Below are 17,503 nucleotides of genomic sequence, written 5' to 3' on the forward strand. Positions count from 1 at the left end.
GTGCGCCGGCGCACGGCGCCTGCTCAACGACCAGGCTTTGAGCGTAAAGCTGTACCATGGGGAGCTGAAATCGATCTCGTCCCTCCAGATGCTCAATGGCGGCAATACCGCCCTCGTGGCCGCGCCGGGAGGTGGTTGGGAAATACTGCAATACTTGAACGCCGAGGAGACTGAGCCCGATCAATGGCGGTTGACCGGTTTGTTGCGGGGACAATGCGGAACGGAACAGGAGGCGCGCACGCCAGGTCAGGCGGGGGCGGCATTCATCCTGCTGGACGATGCCGTCGCGCCCGCCGAATTGAAAGCGTATGAAACCGGTCTGGAACTGACGTGGCGCGTCGGGGCGTCGGGAGAAGACTTTTCCGATCAGCATTTCAGCGTAACGACACGCGTCGGCGGTTTGCGCGCCCTGCAGCCGCTGGAGCCGGTCCATGTGAAATCGCAAACCGATTCAACTGGCGATATGCATGTTTCGTGGATACGGCGCGGACGAATCGATGCTGACAACTGGCTGGCCCCCGATATCCCGTTAGGCGAGGACCGGGAGGCCTACCGCATCGAAATACGAAGGGATGGAGGGATGGTCCGGTCTGTCGATTGTGACCAGACCAACTGGACGTACAGCGTCGCCGATCGACTGGCGGATTTTGGCGACGTGCAGGCTGAAATTGACTTCAGCGTTGCGATGATTTCGGCCGCTGTGGGGCCGGGACGAGCAACGCGTATCGCATTTCCTCTCAAATGATTTTTCGACCAACGATTTAAGAAGGATTTTGACAATGACGAATGCAAAAGCCTGGTTTCATTCCAAGACCGTATGGGCCTCGATTGTAACCATTCTGCTTTCATGTTCGAGCTTCTTCGACATAAGGCTCGACCCGGCAGATCAGGGCGCCTTGACGGACACAATCGTGCAATTTCTGACTGCACTCAGCGGCATTGTTTCGCTTTTTGGTAGGATCAGTGCAACGACGCTCATTTCACGTAAAGAATTATAATTATCATTCCATTTTGAACGCACTCACATGCATGCAAAATTCACCAAAACTCACCACAGGCAAGATATTGTTTTCGCAAGACTATTGCCATTTGCCCTGCCATTGGCTATCACACTTTGGCAAACGCACGCATTTCGCATATTTTACACCCCAGAGCGTGCCGGGGTGTTTTTGGAACGTCGGGGGTGTAATTTCGAACAAACGTTCTAGTTTCACATAAGAGGTTTTGACATGCCGGAAAAGCGCAACAAAGTGTTCAATGACAAGTTCCTGGCCAGCCTGAAAAACGGGCCGAAGCGCATCGAACGCGAGGATGGGATCGTGCCTGGTTTCGTCATTATTCTGCAACCGGCACCATCGAAGACGCGGACGTGGGCAGAGCGCTATGTGTTCAATGGAGAACGCGAAAAGTACACCATCGGCGACGCGGCAACGATATCGGTCGGCGATGCCCGCAAGGAAGCGCGATGGGTGCTGGACGAGGTCGAGAAGGGGCGTAATCCGCAAGCCGAACGCAGGGCCGCGAAACAGGCGGCGAGGGCCGATCCGGTTGCTGCTGCCCAGACGGTCGATCCGGATGAGTTCGAAACCGTCGCCACTGGCGAGTTCATGAAGCTCTATGCCGAGAAGCGCAACCGCGACAACACACTGGCGGCGCAGCGGCGCTATATCCGCAAGCTGGCCAAGCGCTGGAAAGGCCGCAGCATCCATTCGATCACGCGCCGCGACATTGCCGCCGCCATCAATGCCGAGGCGGTCACCGCGCCGCAATCGTCGCTCGGCATGCATTCGCTGTGCACCACCATGTTCAAGTGGCTCGAAGGCGTGGGCCGCATCGACACCAATCCGGCGATCAGCCTTCCGAAACCGGCGCGCGTCAACCGGAGGACGCGCGTTCTGGCGCTCGCTGAAGTCCGCTGGCTGTGGAAGGCCAGCGACCGACTCGGCTATCCCGCGAATGGATTTATCAAGCTGCTGATCCTGACCGGCGCGCGCCGTTCGGAAATCGCCGAACTGCCTTGGAGCGAACTTGACTTCCGTGCCATGCCGGTCCGCTGGAACCTTCCGGCAGCACGGGCCAAGAACAAGACAGCGCTGACGCTCAGCCTGCCGCCGCTTGCCGTCGAGATCATCAACGCCTTGCCGCGCCATGGCACCGGCAAGCCAGTCTTTCTATTTTCCATGGACGGCAAGACCGCCTATCGCAGTTTCGGCTATCTCAAGCAGCAGATCGACGCCATCATGCTGACCGTGGCACGCGAGGAAGCCGTCGCCAGCGGCATTGATCCGGACGAGGTCGAGATCGCGCCATGGACCTATCACGACTGCCGCCGCAGCCTGAACACCCACATGATCGATTGCGATATTGCGTTGCCGCACATTGTCGAATCGCTGCTCAACCACAAGATCGTCGGCACCGCCGCGCACTACAACCATGCCAAGCTTTTGCTGCAAACGGGCAGAGCGCTGGCTGATTGGGCAGCTTTCATCAAAAAAATTGTCGATCAGGATGAAGGTGCGGACGTGGTAACCTTGCCGATGAACAAGGTATTGAACAAGCATATGCATTTCCAAAAGTAAAAGTAACTCGAAACGTACCTTTTACTTTTACAGTCATGTAATTGGCGCAGGAGCGCGCAAAAAGATATTGCAAATACCGATATTTGAGTGCCCAATACCACCATTGGCGTAAATGATACTTGCCGTCGATGGAGGTTCAGCATGTACGATATTGACGATCCGCAGGGGCGCGTGGTGGGCCTGAAAGAGTACGGGGCGCATCTTGGCAAATCGTGGGCAACGATGAAGCGCTACATGGAGCGCAAACTGATCGCCGCACCCGATTTTTTCATCGGCGACCGACCGCACTGGTACTGGGGAACAATCCTCAAGCACGAAAAAAATGCACCGAAAAAGTCGAGCGGGCAGATTCCACGCGGTAAGGCGAAGGAATGGGCCACGCGCGCCGCCGAGTAATTTTGACTGCCCAGTTGTGCGTTGCTGGGCTGAACTGAAAACAAGGAACCAACGAGGACCGAAAACAAAATATCCGACGGATGATGGTTTGAGAATCACCCGCCGGACATTGGGAACGCTTACCCAGAAGTCTGGTCATTTCCGTTTCGCGTAATAAAATTACACCCAATGATCCGGTTTTTCAAACCCAGTCCGCCAAACCCTTCGTGGAAGGACTTTGGAACTGGCATGTCTATCGCCGCAAACAAATGGGCCTGGTTGCAGAAGATCGATCCTTCGGCGAAGCTGGTTCTGCTGGCTCTGGCGGATTGCCACAACGGCAGTAACGGTCAATGCAACCCAAAAATCGAGCATATCGCGGAAAAAACCTGCCTCAGCAGACGTGCGGTTTACGAGAAATTGCAGGCGTTGCGGACGGCCAAACTGATCAGCATTGCACAGCAGTACAAGGAGGCCAGCAACTATCAATTGCAGGGTGAAGGATTGGCGTTCTGGGGTGCAGGATATGCACCGCAGGAAGGTGGTTCTGGGGTGCAGATTTCGTCGTCTGGGGTGCAGATTTCGTCGTTCTCGGGTGCAGGATTTGCACCCGACATATATAAGGATAAACCGGATGGTTGCGTAGGAACTGGCCAAAATTGGCCAGTTGCGCAAAATTACGCATCACCGTTGCAAATGTAACAGCGGCTTGGAAATTGGCTAACGAAATCAAAGTCCATTTTGGTGGCAGCGTTGCAAATGTAACAGGCCTGCGGCAAAAGCCGCATTGCACCCGAAAAGTAACGTACACCGACAACTACAGCGGCCATGCGAGATGGTAAAATGGCGCGATGAAAGCCGTGCATCATCTTGCCGATGTCATCTATGAGGAAACGCACTGGAACGCCTGCAAGGGCGTTGACGTGCCATACCGGCTTGTTCTGGTCACCGGCAACGATCATGTCGCCGTCATCAGGGTCGAGGGTGCCGACCGCTTCACCATCCTGCGCCAGACTTTTGGTGCGGACACCGAACTGTTGCCGCCGCTGACCGTCCTGACATTCACCGAGGCTGGAATCGAAACCAGCGGCGCGTCGCGCTATGTCGAGGGCGAGGCCTTCACGCTGCACTGACTTCGCCATTTGTGGCGAAGTTCACGGCTGCGGCAAATCTGCTGCCTTTTGCGTGCAGACCGGCTTCTCGCGCATGAAACACATTCCGCCCTCGACGCTGGTAAAGTGAACCAACGCACTGAACGATATGACTCCGCCGATGAAGAACGTGATGAGCGATACTGCAACGCTCACGCGGAACCAGTTTCTGTTCTCTTGCGATACCGGCGAACCGGCGCTGAACTTGGCAAGCATGAACATCAAAGCTGCCGAGATCAGAAGAAGGCCCAGCGTACCTAAAGCCGTGCGCGGTGCCGGATAGTCCCAGACCTGTGTCGCAGCAGCGAAGGCGATGAATGCGACCGCTGCCATGCCCGTCAACGCGTGACCGGCCAACCATTCCAGATGTTCCAGCAAGTCTTTGTCCGACGATTCTTTCATCCGGCAACCATGCCGCAAAGCGATTGAAGATGAATTAATGTCCCTCAATGCCACCCCATTCGGCCACAGACGGCCAAGGAGCGCGATTCGAGGGCAGGGCGGTATAAATGCCTACCGTGAACAGAAGTCGAACGAAAATCGAACAAAAAGTCGGGGTGTAAAAACACCCCAGAAATTGAAATCGGACGAAAAGTGGGGTTTTTGTGGCTTTTTTGCACCCCAAATTTACACCCCAGCCATTTTTCAGAGCCAGAAATCAGGCAGGTAAGTCCAGTAACCATCTGTTAACAAAATATTTTCTGCGTTTGGTACACCCCACGGCGACAATATAGAATTATGATGTTAAAAGGCGTGACCCGTGGCAATTCTGCCTGGCACAACCCAACTGTTCATGCATCGTTCAGACATCAATTGATAAACATGACGCCATGATGAAACGCTCATACATCTCTCTGCCCCTTGCGGGCTTGATCTCAGCATCTGGCGTGTTTTACGCCGGGTCAGCCCTGGCGGCGGACTGCACGTCGGTGGGACAACAGGTGGCGGATTCGCAGGGCGGTACCCTTGCGCGCGCCACCTCTGTCACCCAGAACGGGCGGGAAGTGTGCGTCGTCGTGGTTCTCATTCCCGGCAAGGACGGCGAACGCCCGCGCCGCGTCGAGGTAGCCGTACCTGCCAACTGACCGGCATCTCTAGGTCCAATCGACATTCGATTAGACCTTAAGCAGGGGACATGATGCATGAGAATACTCGTTGTCGAAGATGATCGTGACCTCAATCGCCAGTTGGTCGAGGCCCTGGCCGATGCCGGCTACGTGGTCGACAAGGCTTTCGACGGTGAGGAAGGCCATTTTCTGGGTGATACCGAGCCCTATGATGCGGTGGTCCTCGACATTGGCCTGCCGCAGGTGGACGGCCTTACGGTTCTGGAAAAATGGCGCCGGGACGGCCGCATCATGCCCGTGCTGCTGCTGACGGCGCGCGACCGCTGGAGCGACAAGGTTGCCGGGATCGATGCAGGTGCGGATGACTACGTGGCCAAGCCCTTCCACATCGAAGAGGTGCTTGCACGCCTGCGCGCGCTCATACGGCGAGCAGCGGGCCATGCCTCATCGGAAATCAGTTGCGGGCCGCTGCGTCTCGACACGAAAACCTCTAAGGCGACTGTCGACGGTACAGCCTTGAAACTTACGTCGCACGAGTTCCGACTGTTGTCCTATCTCATGCACCACATGGATGAGGTCGTTTCGCGTACCGAACTGGTCGAGCATCTGTATGATCAGGATTTCGACCGGGATTCCAATACGATCGAGGTTTTTGTCGGCCGTCTGCGCAAGAAAATGGGCATGGATCTCATCGAAACCATCCGCGGCATGGGGTATCGGATCAAGTCGCAGGACTCCAAGGCCTAGGCCTTCCTCGAACAAGGGCAAGGTAACGCGTGAAAATCCCGCTGACCGGTTATCTTCCCCGTTTGCGCTCCCTGTCCCTGCGCGTCATCATGTTCTCGACGCTCTGGACCATAATCTCCTTCTTCGCCATCGCGACCATCATCTCTGCCCTGTATGGCGATGCGCGGCTGAAGAGCTTCCAGCAGCTGCTTTCGGCGCATCTTTTCAGCGTGATCGCCTCGGTCAGCGTCAATGAAGGAACGCTTGCCGGGCGGCCCGACCCGGGGGAGGTGCGGTATGCGAGTCCGCTTTCCGGCTGGTACTGGTCCGTCGAACCGGTTACCGACAATCTGAAGGGGGCATTGCGATCGGTGTCCTTGGGCGACACCACGATGATCGATGCCCCTTCCACCTTGAACGTGCCGTTCGATACCTCGTTTCAACGGAAGTACACGGTACCTGGCCCGAACGGCCAGCAGCTGTCGGTTGTGGAGACCGAAGTCGTGCTCGACGCGGAAAACCGCGTTGCCCGGTTTCGCGTCATGGGGAACCTGAGCGAGGTCGAAGGCGAAATCGCGGATTTTCGCAACACGCTCTACTTCTATCTCGGCATATTCGCGCTTGGCGGCACATTGATCAATGCCGCCGTGATCCTGTTCGGCCTGCGTCCACTCGACAGGGTTCGCCGCTCCCTGGCCGAAATTCGTGAAGGCAAGGTCTCCCGCCTGAATGAAAATCTTCCGCTTGAAATTGCGCCGCTGGCGCGGGAAATGAACGCGTTGATAGACAATAATCGCCGCATCATGGAGCGTTCACGCACACAGGTCGGCAATCTCGCGCATTCCCTGAAGACGCCTTTGTCGGTACTCGTCAATGAGAGCCGCACCATTGGCGGCGCCGAGGGTCGTATCATCGCCGAGCAGAGCGCCGCCATGCAGGACCAGGTGCAGCATTACCTGCAGCGTGCGCGCGTTGCGGCCCAGCGCGACAGCGTCGTGTTCCGCGCACCGGTCACGCCGATCCTTAAGCGTCTGGTGCGCGTGACGGCAAAGCTCAATCCTGCCGTGGACGTGCAATTCCTGAACTACATGGATGACGCGATCTTCGCCGGCGAGCAGGAAGACCTCGAAGAAATCGTCGGCAATCTTCTGGAAAATGCCGGAAAATGGGGACGAAGCATCGTCCGGCTTACCTTGGCCAAGGCGGATAATGGTCTTGAGATAAGTGTTGCCGACGATGGCCCCGGACTTGCTCCGGAGGAGATCAAGGATGCCCTGACCCGCGGCAAGCGGCTGGATGAAACGAAGCCCGGAACCGGGCTCGGCCTGTCCATTGTCCACGATACGGTCCGTGAATATGGTGGAACGCTATGGCTCGAGCGCAGTGCCGACCTGGGCGGCCTCAACGCGAGGCTGACACTTCCGGTTGCCGGGAATTGAGTGCTTGCAAGCGGGCAATCAATCGGGTCATAAAAGCATGGTTAGCGCTGCCGTGCTGTAGATTGTAAAAACGGACCGACGATGAAGTTTTCCTTTGCATTTTCCCTCCTTGCACTTGCCATCCTTTCGGGCTGCTCGACTACCTCCGGTCCCAAGGCCGATGGTGGCCCGTTCAGCAGCCTGACCGGCGGCTCGAAACAGCAAGCCAACTCGAATGTATTGGCGGCCCTGGGCAATGGTCTGATCGGAAACAAGGCTGCATTAGACGCGTCCGATCGCAAGCGCGCCCTCCAGGCCGAGTATCAGGCACTGGAGTATTCGCCCGCTGGCAAGAGCGTCGAATGGAAGAACGCGAGCGGGAGCCGGTCCGGCGAGGTCGTTGCGGCGCAACCCTACCAGGTCGGCTCGCAAAACTGCCGCCAGTACACCCATACCGTGCGCGTCGACGGGACACCGCAATCAGCGCGTGGTACGGCCTGCCGCAACGAGGATGGCAGCTGGACGCCACTGACGTAGACACAGCGCGCCTCCAAGACGGTTCTCACTTGAACGAGCCAGTTGCGAGCAATCGCCGCTGCTGACAGCTCGTGACTCCAGATAGTCTTGTCCCCCACTGAATGCGTCGGCCGACATGGCGCGCCAGGCGTGCGTTTCATCAAAACTTCAAATTTTAATAGGAATATATTCTTATTCAAGGGTGTTTGATGTCCGAAGAACTGTTGTACCGAATTAGAGCCAAACTGCGGATCATTGCCGCGAAAACCCGACTCCACACGCTCGAACCGGACATGGCCCTGCAGGCCGCCTTGATCATGTCCGAGATCAAGATGAACGAGGAGTTCCTGGATATTGTTGAGTCCCATTTTCTCCGGCGCAAGGCCAATTTCCAGCCGGACCAGCCACGCGTTTCGGCTGGCAATCCGGATGGCGGGCAATGGACGGATGCTGGCGGTAGCTCGTCCACCTTGACGCAGCCGGTCTATATGCGTCGCGAAGACCCCTTCTTCAATCCGTGGGCGTTAGGTGGCGGCGGAGCAGGAACTGGCGCTGGCGCCCTGATGGCACCGTTCCTTTTGCGAGAAGGAGGACGCTCGACCGGGCTGTTGCCAGCAGAAGACGCTGTTGCTGAATACAACCGGCTCACCAACCAGCGGGACCCGACCGTCAAGCCAGTTTTGCTATTTCGTCCGAAGGACTGGGGACCGGACGATCAACTCCAGCCGGGAAAAAGAGTGAAGGCCACTGTCCAAATATTGAACAAGAATGAGGTCAAACAATACTGCCCTGAAATCGGCATTGTCCAATCGCTGGCGAACCAAGCGGTCAAACAGGCAGGTCCGCGGTCAAACTATGAGAAGCCGTGGTTGTTTGGCACAGCTGCACATACCAACCTGAAGAATCTCGCCACTGCCAACTATCCCAGTATCTTGACGCCTGAACAATCTTTTCTGAAATTTGCGGAAGAAGTTGCGGGAGATGAAAGGCCTGATCTTTTAGCCAAGTACGGTATGAAAAATACAGTTCGAATTGATATATTAGGACCGGAGCGAGATAATCGAGTATGTGTCTATGATTTTAAGACGGGGCGAGCGGGCATCAGCGTTCCGCGAGCAATCGAGATGCGCAATGCCGTTTACAAGATTCACAATACGCTTACAGATGTTATCATTGTTGAAATCAATTTTGATGAGAGCTGGAAATGACCACAACCGCCCAAGTCAGGGAGGCGTTCATGCCTCTTGTTGCCCGTCATTCGGATCTGGTGCTCATCGGGCGGTTTCTTATTGTCAGGCCGGTTCACCATATATTGCGTGGCGTTTTTGTTGATCGCAGTAGCGACAAACGATCGTTCGAACCGCATATTGTTACGTATCCGCTCGTGCCTGCACAAGAGACCGTAATGTTGGGATGGAATCCGGTGTGGCTCTACGACCAATCCGTGGGCATGTGGGATGTAACCAAACCAGACACCATTACAGCCATAAGGCACCATATTGAAGCAATAGCCTTGCCACCGCTTCGGGCAATAAAGACGTTCGATGACTACATTGCCCACGAGCGTGCTAAATCGACGACGTTTTATGGTCATTTTGATGATCGGGTATTCACCAACATACTCGTCGCCGCCGCTCTCGGCGATTTCAGCAAGGCTTTGCAGTTGCGCCCGCAAGATGAACGAATAGAGCGGTATTTCGCCAAGTTTGCCCCTGACTTTTTTCCGGCCTTGGAGTCAGGGAACCGGGAGTTCATTGCAAACACCCTCCACCAATGGGAAGCAGCAACCGTCAAGGCATTCAAGATGGAACACATCTGGAAACCCACGCCTTTTCCGCTGGAGATTTGAAGGTATGCAACCTTTGCGGCGAGTTGACCGATTTTTAAAGCAGTTGCTTTGGAGCGGGTATCGAATGCAAGGCAGCCAATGACGACAATTGCTCAAGTCAAGCAGGCGTTGAAGCCTCTGTTGGACCGATATTCCGATTTGGCTCTTGTAGGACGCTTTCTCGTTGTTAAGCCAGTTCACCATATAACTCGCGGTGTGTTTGTCGACCGTAGCATCGACAAGGTAGCGTTTGTGCCGGACGTGGTTACCGATATGCTCGCGCTTGAGCCCGTGCGCCGGTACGGGTTTTGGGGATGGAATCCTGAGCGCCTCTACGATCAACGGGTGGGCACTTGGGACGTAACCAAGCCTGAAACCGTGCGGGCCATGCGCGAGCACATCGAAGTGAATGTCCTGCAAAGGCTACGATCTATTGTATCTTTGAATGACTACAGGAATTATGAGCAAGGCAAATCGAAGGTATTCTCCGGTGCCTTCGAGCAGCTCTTATTTCCCAACATGATGCTGGCTGCTGCTCATGGTGATTTTGAAGCAGCTTTACAGTTGTGGCCGGTGGAAGTGTGGTTTCATGAACGTATCACCAAATTTTTTCCTGAATTCCATACTGCTCTGGAAGCTGGTGATCGGGCATTCATAGCGACGACCTTGCGCCGGCTGGAAGCGGCAGCCATCAAGGCGTACGCGATGGAACACATCTGGGAGCCGACGCCTTTTCCGCTGGAACTTTGAGCGCCTGCAACCTTTGCGGCGAATTGCCCTATCGTGGAAATCCCTTGGATTTTGAGCGCATGGGAGTCTATGTCATGAGCCCATGATATTCTGGATTTCCGCTGCACTCCTGACTGTTGGCGCGACTCTGCTCGTGCTGTTGCCATTGACGCGGCGCGTCAAGGCTCCCGTGTCGGACAACCAATATGATGTTGAGGTCTATCGTGACCAGCTGCTGGAGCTGGAAGCGGATGAGAAGCGCGGCCTGATCGATCATGCGAGCAGTGAGCAGGCGCGCGCCGAGATCGGCCGTCGCCTGCTGAAATCCGCCAAGGCTGCGCAAGCCGATGAAGCGGTCATTCGCCCAGCGAAAAGCGCGATGCGCGAGTGGCTGACGCTTGCAACTGTCCTGGCTATCCCGCTGATTTCGTGGGGCATATATGCAAAGCTCGGATCGCCTGAACTGCCGGCTCAGCCCTTGGCGGAGCGACTCTCCCGTCCGCCGGACCAGAGCACGCCTGCCGAACTCATCGCCCGTGCGGAAGCGCATCTGACACTCAATCCCGATGATGGACAGGGCTGGGAAGTGCTGGCCCCGATCTATCTGCGGATCGGCCGTCCCGATGATGCCGTCACCGCCTATCAGAATGCAATACGCCTCAACGGCGACACCGCTGCCCGCCAGATCGGACTTGGCGAGGCGATGGCGGCCGCCGCCGGCGGCAGGATCACGCCGGAAGCCGAAGCCGTATTCAGGCATGCGCTGGAGCTCGATCCGAAAGACATGCGGCCGCAATTCTACATCATCGACGGCTGGATGCAGCAGGGCCGTCTGACCGAGGCACGGGATCTGATACGGAAATTGCTGGTTGAAGCACCGGCAGATGTACCCTGGCGCGAACAGGCGCAGGCGGCGTTGACGCGCCTCGACCAGGAGATCGCAGGCGATGCGCCAGATGTCAGCGATATTGAAAGAACCGGTCCTGATGCATCACAGGTGGAAGCTGCGGCCGGCATGGACAATCAGGCCCGAGCGGAAATGATCGAGGGCATGGTTGCCGGACTTGCCGAAAAATTGAAACAATCACCTGATGATGTGGATGGCTGGGAACGGCTCGTCCGTTCCTATGTGGTTCTGAACCGGCCCAACGATGCCATCGAAGCCCTGGGCCGGGCGAAGAAAGTATTGAGTGCGGACAAGATTGCACGGCTTGACGCTGTTGCAGATGATCTAGGTCTTGTGCACGAGCCCGGTGAGGCGGAGAAAAACTGATGACGCGCAAACAGAAGCGGCTTTCGGTGATTGGCGGCGGACTGCTGGTCCTGTCGATTGCAGCGGCGCTTGTCCTGTTCGCTCTTCAGCAACGGATCGCCTTCTTCCGCATGCCGTCCGATATCCAGGCCACCGACCTGCAGTCGGAATCTCGGTTCCGTCTCGGTGGGCTGGTCGAAAAAGGCACGGTCATACGCGGCGAAGGTACGAAAATCAGCTTCTCTGTCACCGATCACGTCAAAAGCATTCCGGTCACCTATGACGGTATCCTGCCCGACCTCTTCCGCGAGGACCAGGGGGTGGTCATCGAAGGCAGGTTCATGAACGGTGGCGCATTCGTGGCCGACAGCGTTCTTGCCAAGCATGACGAGAACTACATGCCGAAGGAAGTTGCCGAAAGCCTGAAGGCCAAGGGTGTCTGGCAAGGAGAAAGCGAGCAACCATGACCGTTGAACTCGGACATTTCGCACTGATCCTCGCGCTGGCTCTTTCGATCGTTCAATCGGTGCTGCCGGTGCTTGGCGCGCGGCGCGGCGATGATCGCATGATGGCCGTAGCCGTGCCTGCAGCATTTACTGTGTTTGCGCTGGTTGCCCTTGCTTTTGCTGCGTTGACGGCGGCCTACGTTCTTTCCGATTTCTCGGTGCAGAACGTCTGGGCGAACTCGCATTCGCAAAAGCCGCTCCTCTATAAATTTACCGGCGTCTGGGGCAACCACGAAGGTTCGATGCTGCTCTGGGTGCTGATCCTCAGCTTCTTCACGGCGCTTGTCGCCTTCTTCGGCAACAACTTGCCACCCGCCCTGAAGGCCAACGTTCTGGCCGTACAAGCCTGGATCGGCACCACATTCCTGCTTTTCATCGTTGCCACGTCCAATCCGTTCGCTCGCATGAATCCGGCTCCGGTCGAGGGGCAGGATCTCAATCCGGTGCTGCAGGATATCGGTCTCGCCGTGCACCCGCCGATGCTTTATCTCGGATATGTCGGTTTTTCCGTATGCTTCTCCTTCGCCGTTGCCGCGCTCATCGATGGTCGCATCGACGCGGCGTGGGCACGCTGGGTGCGGCCATGGACGCTGACGGCCTGGATATTCCTGACCGGCGGCATCGCCATGGGTTCCTATTGGGCCTATTACGAGCTCGGCTGGGGCGGCTGGTGGTTCTGGGATCCGGTCGAAAATGCCTCGTTCATGCCGTGGCTTGCCGGAACGGCACTGCTGCATTCGGCCCTTGTCATGGAGAAGCGCTCGGCACTCAAGATCTGGACCATCCTCCTTGCCATCCTGACATTCTCGCTGTCGCTGCTCGGCACCTTCCTCGTGCGATCGGGTGTGCTGACCTCCGTGCACACATTCGCGACCGATCCCGGGCGCGGACTGTTCATTCTGGCCATTCTGGTGCTTTTCATCGGCGGATCGCTGGCGCTCTTCGCATGGCGTGCGCAGTCGCTTGCGCCGGGCGGTCTCTTTCAGCCGATTTCGCGTGAAGGAGCGCTGGTCTTCAACAATCTGTTCCTGACAACCGCGGCAGCTACCGTACTGATTGGCACGCTCTATCCGCTTCTGCTGGAATCGCTGACCGGCGAGAAGATTTCCGTTGGTGCACCGTTTTTCAACCTGACATTCGGTCCGCTGATGATCCCGCTGCTCGCCGCCGTTCCCTTTGGGCCGTTGCTGGCCTGGAAGCGCGGCGACATCCTCGCGGTAGCGCAGCGGCTGATGACGGCCTTCTTCGTCGCCCTGCTGGTCGTGGGCATCGTACTCTATCGCACCTCGGCGTCCGGTGTTCTTTCTGCCTTCGGCATCGGTCTCGCGGTCTGGCTCATGATGGGCGCGCTGACCGATCTGGCACTCAAGGCGGGGATCGGCAAGGCCTCTCTCGGCACGATGCTGCAACGCATCGCCGGGTTGCCGCGTTCGGTATTCGGTACCGCCCTCGCGCATTTTGGCCTTGGCCTGACACTGCTCGGGATCGTTTCCGTTTCGACATTTTCGACCGAGAGCGTTCTGGTGATGAAGCCGGGCGACGGCATCAGGGCTGGCGGATACACGCTGCGGTTTGACGGGACCGATCCGCAAAAGACCGCCAACTATACGGAAGAGCAAGGCAGGTTCACCGTTCTGAATGATGAAGGCGAGGTAGTGACCGATCTCATCTCGTCAAAGCGCTTCTTCCCGGTGCGCAAGATGCAAACGACCGAGGCAGGCATCAAGACATTCCTGTTCAGCCAGCTCTACGTTTCACTGGGAGACGCGGCCAAAGATGGCGGTATCGTCGTGCGGATCTGGTGGAAGCCGTTCGTCACGCTGATCTGGCTCGGGGCCGTGGTCATGATGGCCGGCGGAGGCATGTCGTTGCTCGACCGGCGCCTGCGGATCGGCGCGCCTGCCAAGGCCAAGGCGCTGAAGCCAAGAGCCGCAGTATGAACCGGCTGCTGCCCACGCTGATCCTTGCCCTTGGCTTAAGCTTCGCAGGCACAAGTGCGCGGGCAGTCACTCCGGATGAGATGCTCAGCAATCCGGCGCTGGAAAAGCGGGCGCGCATCATCTCGGCGGAATTGCGCTGCATGGTCTGCCAGAACGAATCGATCGACGATTCCAACGCCGATCTGGCAAAGGATCTGCGGCTCTTGGTCAGGGAGCGGCTCGTGGCGGGTGATACCGACGAGCAGGTGCTGGCCTTTCTGGTCGCGCGTTACGGTGAATTCGTCCTGCTCAAGCCGCGCCTGCAGACCAGCACCTTGCTGCTCTGGGGCTTTCCCTTGGCCGTGCTGATTGCCGGCGGCGTGGCGATTGTCGTTGCCATCCGCAGGCGGCGAACCACGACCAGAGAACCGGCACCGCTTTCCGAGAGCGAAAAGCAACAGCTGAAGAAGCTGTTCACCGCGCAAGGGGACTGACGACAGCGCGTTTCGGCTTCACACTTTTGCTGGAACTGCTCCTTTTGATGTTATGCAACTCCGGACGGAAAACCGCTGCACACTTTTCCTGGAATTGCTTTAGTCATCGGCGTGCCCGGTGAGAATGGCCTTGATGTTCTCCGCATGGACTGCCTCATAGGGGGCATAATAGCTGATTGCCCCCGAGTTCAGATCGTCCGCTATGAAGGACTTGAGGTCCTGCCCGGCAAGGTCCGGCTCATTGCGCACGCGCATCAGCTTCCTGACGTAGGTGCGGGTTGCGGCAATGAGTTCCGGCCCGTAGCCGCCGGCCACGATCACGTCTTCAGCGCCATGATTGGGCAGGATCTTCCCGAAGTCCCACGTCGCCATCCGGTCCAGTTCGCGCAGATGGTGCATAAGCCGTTTGGGTTCGGCGACATAGGTGATCGGATCTTCAAGCGTGTCGCCCGCGAACATGAGCTTGAGATGCGGCAGGATCATCACCGTCCCGTCATGGCTGTGAATGTCGGCATGGCGCAATTCCACATCGATCACGCCGACCTTTAACTTCATCTCTCCGTGGAAAGTCCGGTTCGGCATGATCAGCGGCTTGATCGGCGGGTTGCGGTTTTCAAGATTTTGGCGGTTGTCGCGTAGCGCCCGCTCGGTCAGATCATTGGCAATGATCTCGCAATCGGCGAACACTTCGTTGCCGGCGACATGGTCCGTGTGCCAGTGGCTGAGCACAACCCGGATGCGGCGGACCCCGGCAGCTTCCAGCGTCGCGCGGATCATCCGCGCGTGCGGCAGCGAGATGCTCGTGTCATAAACGAGCGCATCCTCGCCCGACACAATCGCATAGGAGCAAAGGCCAAGTGAATAAGCGCCATCATCGAGCCAATTCGGTTCGTCAGAATAGGCGCGCGTCCCTTCGATGCGCCCGTCATAGAAGGCCAGAACCCCCGGATAGGGTTGGTGAACGCGCAAAGTCGATCCGAGCGGCGGCATGATGATTTCAACTCCGGCTGGCAGGTGGCGATTCGAAATTCTCTATGATGGAAGAATTCAACCTACAATATACTGATTGGTGCAACAACGTACAAATAGCGCAAAGAAACATGCACAAAAAATAAAAATTACACATGTAAAATTCGTTATTGGCATTGCGTAATGAATTGGAATGATATATCTGACTTGCATGGGATTTGAATGTTTCGTTGTATTCGTTTCAGTAAAAAATCGTTAAACATTTGAATGATAGATTCATACTTAAAAATAATTTCGACATAGGCACGTCGTGTAGTTGTATAAGGTTGCAATACATCTGTTGCGTGTGCGTTTTTTTCATAAAATATATTTTAGGAGTAAAAAATGAAGCAATTCGTGCTCACATTTAACTCACCAGTTGAAATATACACGCATCCATCGATACGCGCAGGTAGCGCTGGATTTAAGGTTGCAGCGCGGGATCGCTCAAGCCGCCGCCGCCTGATGGCAATTTTGCGCATGGCATGCCGCATTCTTGGCTTGAAGCGCAAGGGGCGCAGGCTCGGGCTGACTGGCCTAGCGCGAAATGCGACAACGATAGCGGCTGGAGCGGCGTTGATTGCGACACTCAGTTCGTCGGTAGGCCTCGCGGGTGGTATCTTTATCAATGATGGTAATGACCAGGGATGCATGGAGGTTGCAGATAGTGGGAATGTAACTTCAGCTCTTAAGGTTCAAAATGACGGCAGCAAATGCTTCGCCGATAACGGCAAGCAAAAGGATCGTGTCGTTTTCTTTGGCTCCGGAAATGGGCCAACTGGACTCAGCCTCGGCGGCAATCTCCACGTCACTGGTACCGCCGATGTTTACAACATCCTCAATGCCAGAAGTCGACTCAATGTCAGTGACCTCCTCAGTGCCGAAGGCGGCTCCAATCTCTATAGAACTGTCAACATCATGAACGACCTCCATCTCTATCAAGGAAAAATCTGGTTAGAACACAATGATCAAAACCTCACCATTGGTGACACCAAGGCCAACGCCGCCGGCATCAAATCAATAGCGCTGGGCAACAATACGCGCACCACGTCGAAGGATAGTATAGCAATTGGTCCCGATGCCCAGGCCGGCTGGATAGGAACCGGGGCCGCGCGAGATCAGCCTGCTGACGACTCGGGGTCGATTGCCATTGGTGCCGGCGCGAAATCCCTCGAAAAGGACGGGTTGGCGCTCGGGCGCAATTCGGTTACGGCCGACAGCATGACCGGGGCGACGGCGCTGGGTTCCGGAGCCCAGGCGCTCTTCCTTGGCGGTGTGGCTCTCGGGTACAATTCGGTGACCGACAAGGCAGCGGTAGCCATCGGGACCGTTAGGATCAACAACACCGATTACACGTTTGCCGGCGCAACTCCCTATAGCACGGTCAGTATCGGCAACGCGACGATCAAGCGGCAATTGACTAATCTCGCTGCAGGGCAGCTCAACAAGGACAGCACCGACGGGGTCAACGGGTCGCAGCTCTTTGCCACGAATTCGGCTGTAGATGCGCTTGGCGACAGGGTGACGTCAATCACTAGCGGTGCGTTAGGTGGTGGTCTGGTGCAGCAGGCGACGCCGGATGCCAATATCACGGTTGGCGCTGCCACGCAGGGCACTGCCGTTGATTTTCGCAGCAGTGCGGGTGCGCGCCGCTTGCTGAATGTTGCGAATGGCAAGGTGGAGAAGGAATCCCTGGAAGCCGTAAACGGCGGCCAGCTCTTCGATACCGATACCAGGGTCACGAAAAACGAAGGCGACATCTCGACGATCAACACGACGATCAACAACATCAATTCCGGCAAAGCCGGTCTGGTGCAGCAATCAGCACCTGGTCAGGATATTACAGTCGCCAAAGACCTTGATGGTGCTGCGATCGATATCGGAGGGACGTTCGCCGGCGCAAAGGGCTCGCGCAAGCTGCGCGGACTTGCTGCG

At 56.7% G+C, this 17,503-nt stretch carries 19 protein-coding genes and 1 pseudogene; 18 read left to right on the forward strand and 2 right to left on the reverse strand.

Features of this window, described 5'->3' with window-relative positions; all coding sequences use genetic code 11:
- The first annotated feature begins 19 nt into the window (after positions 1-19).
- The 6 genes from K9U38_RS06305 (at position 20) to K9U38_RS06330 (ending at position 4,087) form a co-directional block, all read left to right on the forward strand.
- Positions 20-745, forward strand: a complete 726-nt coding sequence (locus K9U38_RS06305; RefSeq protein ID WP_444357341.1) for a GTA baseplate fiber-binding domain-containing protein — start codon at positions 20-22, stop codon at positions 743-745.
- A gap of 34 nt (positions 746-779) precedes the next feature.
- Complete coding sequence (locus K9U38_RS06310) at positions 780-998, forward strand: hypothetical protein (protein WP_224493481.1); 219 nt, start codon at positions 780-782, stop codon at positions 996-998.
- Positions 999-1,229: 231 nt separating this feature from the next.
- Positions 1,230-2,579 carry a tyrosine-type recombinase/integrase gene (locus K9U38_RS06315; protein WP_224493482.1) on the forward strand — a complete coding sequence of 450 codons (1,350 nt, stop codon included), beginning with the start codon at positions 1,230-1,232 and terminating at the stop codon, positions 2,577-2,579.
- 141 nt (positions 2,580-2,720) lie between these two features.
- The gene (locus tag K9U38_RS06320) at positions 2,721-2,975 is read left to right on the forward strand and encodes a hypothetical protein (RefSeq protein WP_224493483.1); all 255 of its coding nucleotides are present in this window, start codon (positions 2,721-2,723) and stop codon (positions 2,973-2,975) included.
- Between the two features lie 228 nt (positions 2,976-3,203).
- The gene (locus K9U38_RS06325) at positions 3,204-3,656 is read left to right on the forward strand and encodes a helix-turn-helix domain-containing protein (protein WP_224493484.1); all 453 of its coding nucleotides are present in this window, start codon (positions 3,204-3,206) and stop codon (positions 3,654-3,656) included.
- 149 nt (positions 3,657-3,805) lie between these two features.
- Positions 3,806-4,087: a hypothetical protein gene (locus tag K9U38_RS06330; protein WP_224493485.1), complete on the forward strand. Its 282-nt coding sequence runs from the start codon at positions 3,806-3,808 to the stop codon at positions 4,085-4,087.
- A 21-nt stretch (positions 4,088-4,108) separates the two neighbouring features.
- On the opposite strand, the gene K9U38_RS06335 is transcribed toward K9U38_RS06330, so the two are convergent.
- Positions 4,109-4,507: a hypothetical protein gene (locus K9U38_RS06335; RefSeq protein ID WP_224493486.1), complete on the reverse strand. Its 399-nt coding sequence runs from the start codon at positions 4,505-4,507 to the stop codon at positions 4,109-4,111.
- 431 nt (positions 4,508-4,938) lie between these two features.
- On the opposite strand from K9U38_RS06335, the gene K9U38_RS06340 reads away from it, so the two are divergent.
- The 11 genes from K9U38_RS06340 (at position 4,939) to K9U38_RS06390 (ending at position 14,560) form a co-directional block, all read left to right on the forward strand.
- Positions 4,939-5,190: a hypothetical protein gene (locus K9U38_RS06340; protein WP_370631838.1), complete on the forward strand. Its 252-nt coding sequence runs from the start codon at positions 4,939-4,941 to the stop codon at positions 5,188-5,190.
- A gap of 57 nt (positions 5,191-5,247) precedes the next feature.
- Complete coding sequence (locus K9U38_RS06345) at positions 5,248-5,919, forward strand: response regulator transcription factor (RefSeq protein ID WP_224493487.1); 672 nt, start codon at positions 5,248-5,250, stop codon at positions 5,917-5,919.
- A gap of 113 nt (positions 5,920-6,032) precedes the next feature.
- A complete protein-coding gene (locus K9U38_RS06350) occupies positions 6,033-7,337 on the forward strand; it encodes an ATP-binding protein (RefSeq protein WP_224493518.1) in 1,305 nt (434 codons plus the stop codon).
- Between the two features lie 81 nt (positions 7,338-7,418).
- Positions 7,419-7,853: an RT0821/Lpp0805 family surface protein gene (locus K9U38_RS06355; RefSeq protein ID WP_224493488.1), complete on the forward strand. Its 435-nt coding sequence runs from the start codon at positions 7,419-7,421 to the stop codon at positions 7,851-7,853.
- Positions 7,854-8,041: 188 nt separating this feature from the next.
- Positions 8,042-9,040 carry a hypothetical protein gene (locus K9U38_RS06360; protein WP_224493489.1) on the forward strand — a complete coding sequence of 333 codons (999 nt, stop codon included), beginning with the start codon at positions 8,042-8,044 and terminating at the stop codon, positions 9,038-9,040.
- Positions 9,037-9,681, forward strand: a complete 645-nt coding sequence (locus tag K9U38_RS06365) for a hypothetical protein (protein ID WP_224493490.1) — start codon at positions 9,037-9,039, stop codon at positions 9,679-9,681. Before K9U38_RS06360 ends, K9U38_RS06365 begins: the two co-directional genes overlap by 4 nt.
- A gap of 78 nt (positions 9,682-9,759) precedes the next feature.
- A complete protein-coding gene (locus K9U38_RS06370; protein ID WP_224493491.1) occupies positions 9,760-10,410 on the forward strand; it encodes a hypothetical protein in 651 nt (216 codons plus the stop codon).
- 82 nt (positions 10,411-10,492) lie between these two features.
- Entirely contained in the window at positions 10,493-11,662 is a 1,170-nt protein-coding gene (gene ccmI, locus K9U38_RS06375) for a c-type cytochrome biogenesis protein CcmI (protein WP_224493492.1), read from the forward strand.
- Positions 11,662-12,108, forward strand: a complete 447-nt coding sequence (ccmE, locus tag K9U38_RS06380; RefSeq protein ID WP_224493493.1) for a cytochrome c maturation protein CcmE — start codon at positions 11,662-11,664, stop codon at positions 12,106-12,108. Before ccmI ends, ccmE begins: the two co-directional genes overlap by 1 nt.
- Positions 12,105-14,087, forward strand: coding sequence for a heme lyase CcmF/NrfE family subunit (locus tag K9U38_RS06385; protein WP_224493494.1), 1,983 nt, complete (start codon positions 12,105-12,107; stop codon positions 14,085-14,087). Before ccmE ends, K9U38_RS06385 begins: the two co-directional genes overlap by 4 nt.
- Entirely contained in the window at positions 14,084-14,560 is a 477-nt protein-coding gene (locus K9U38_RS06390; protein ID WP_224493495.1) for a cytochrome c-type biogenesis protein, read from the forward strand. Before K9U38_RS06385 ends, K9U38_RS06390 begins: the two co-directional genes overlap by 4 nt.
- Before the next feature lie 99 nt (positions 14,561-14,659).
- Here the strand turns inward: K9U38_RS06390 and K9U38_RS06395 are convergent, their stop codons facing one another.
- Entirely contained in the window at positions 14,660-15,550 is an 891-nt protein-coding gene (locus K9U38_RS06395) for an MBL fold metallo-hydrolase (RefSeq protein WP_224493496.1), read from the reverse strand.
- 363 nt (positions 15,551-15,913) lie between these two features.
- On the opposite strand from K9U38_RS06395, the pseudogene K9U38_RS06400 reads away from it, so the two are divergent.
- Positions 15,914-17,503 (forward strand): annotated as a pseudogene (locus K9U38_RS06400) (hypothetical protein); the annotation flags it as partial.

This window comes from Phyllobacterium lublinensis (genome assembly GCF_020164435.1).
Classification (GTDB): Bacteria; Pseudomonadota; Alphaproteobacteria; order Rhizobiales; family Rhizobiaceae; genus Phyllobacterium; species Phyllobacterium lublinensis.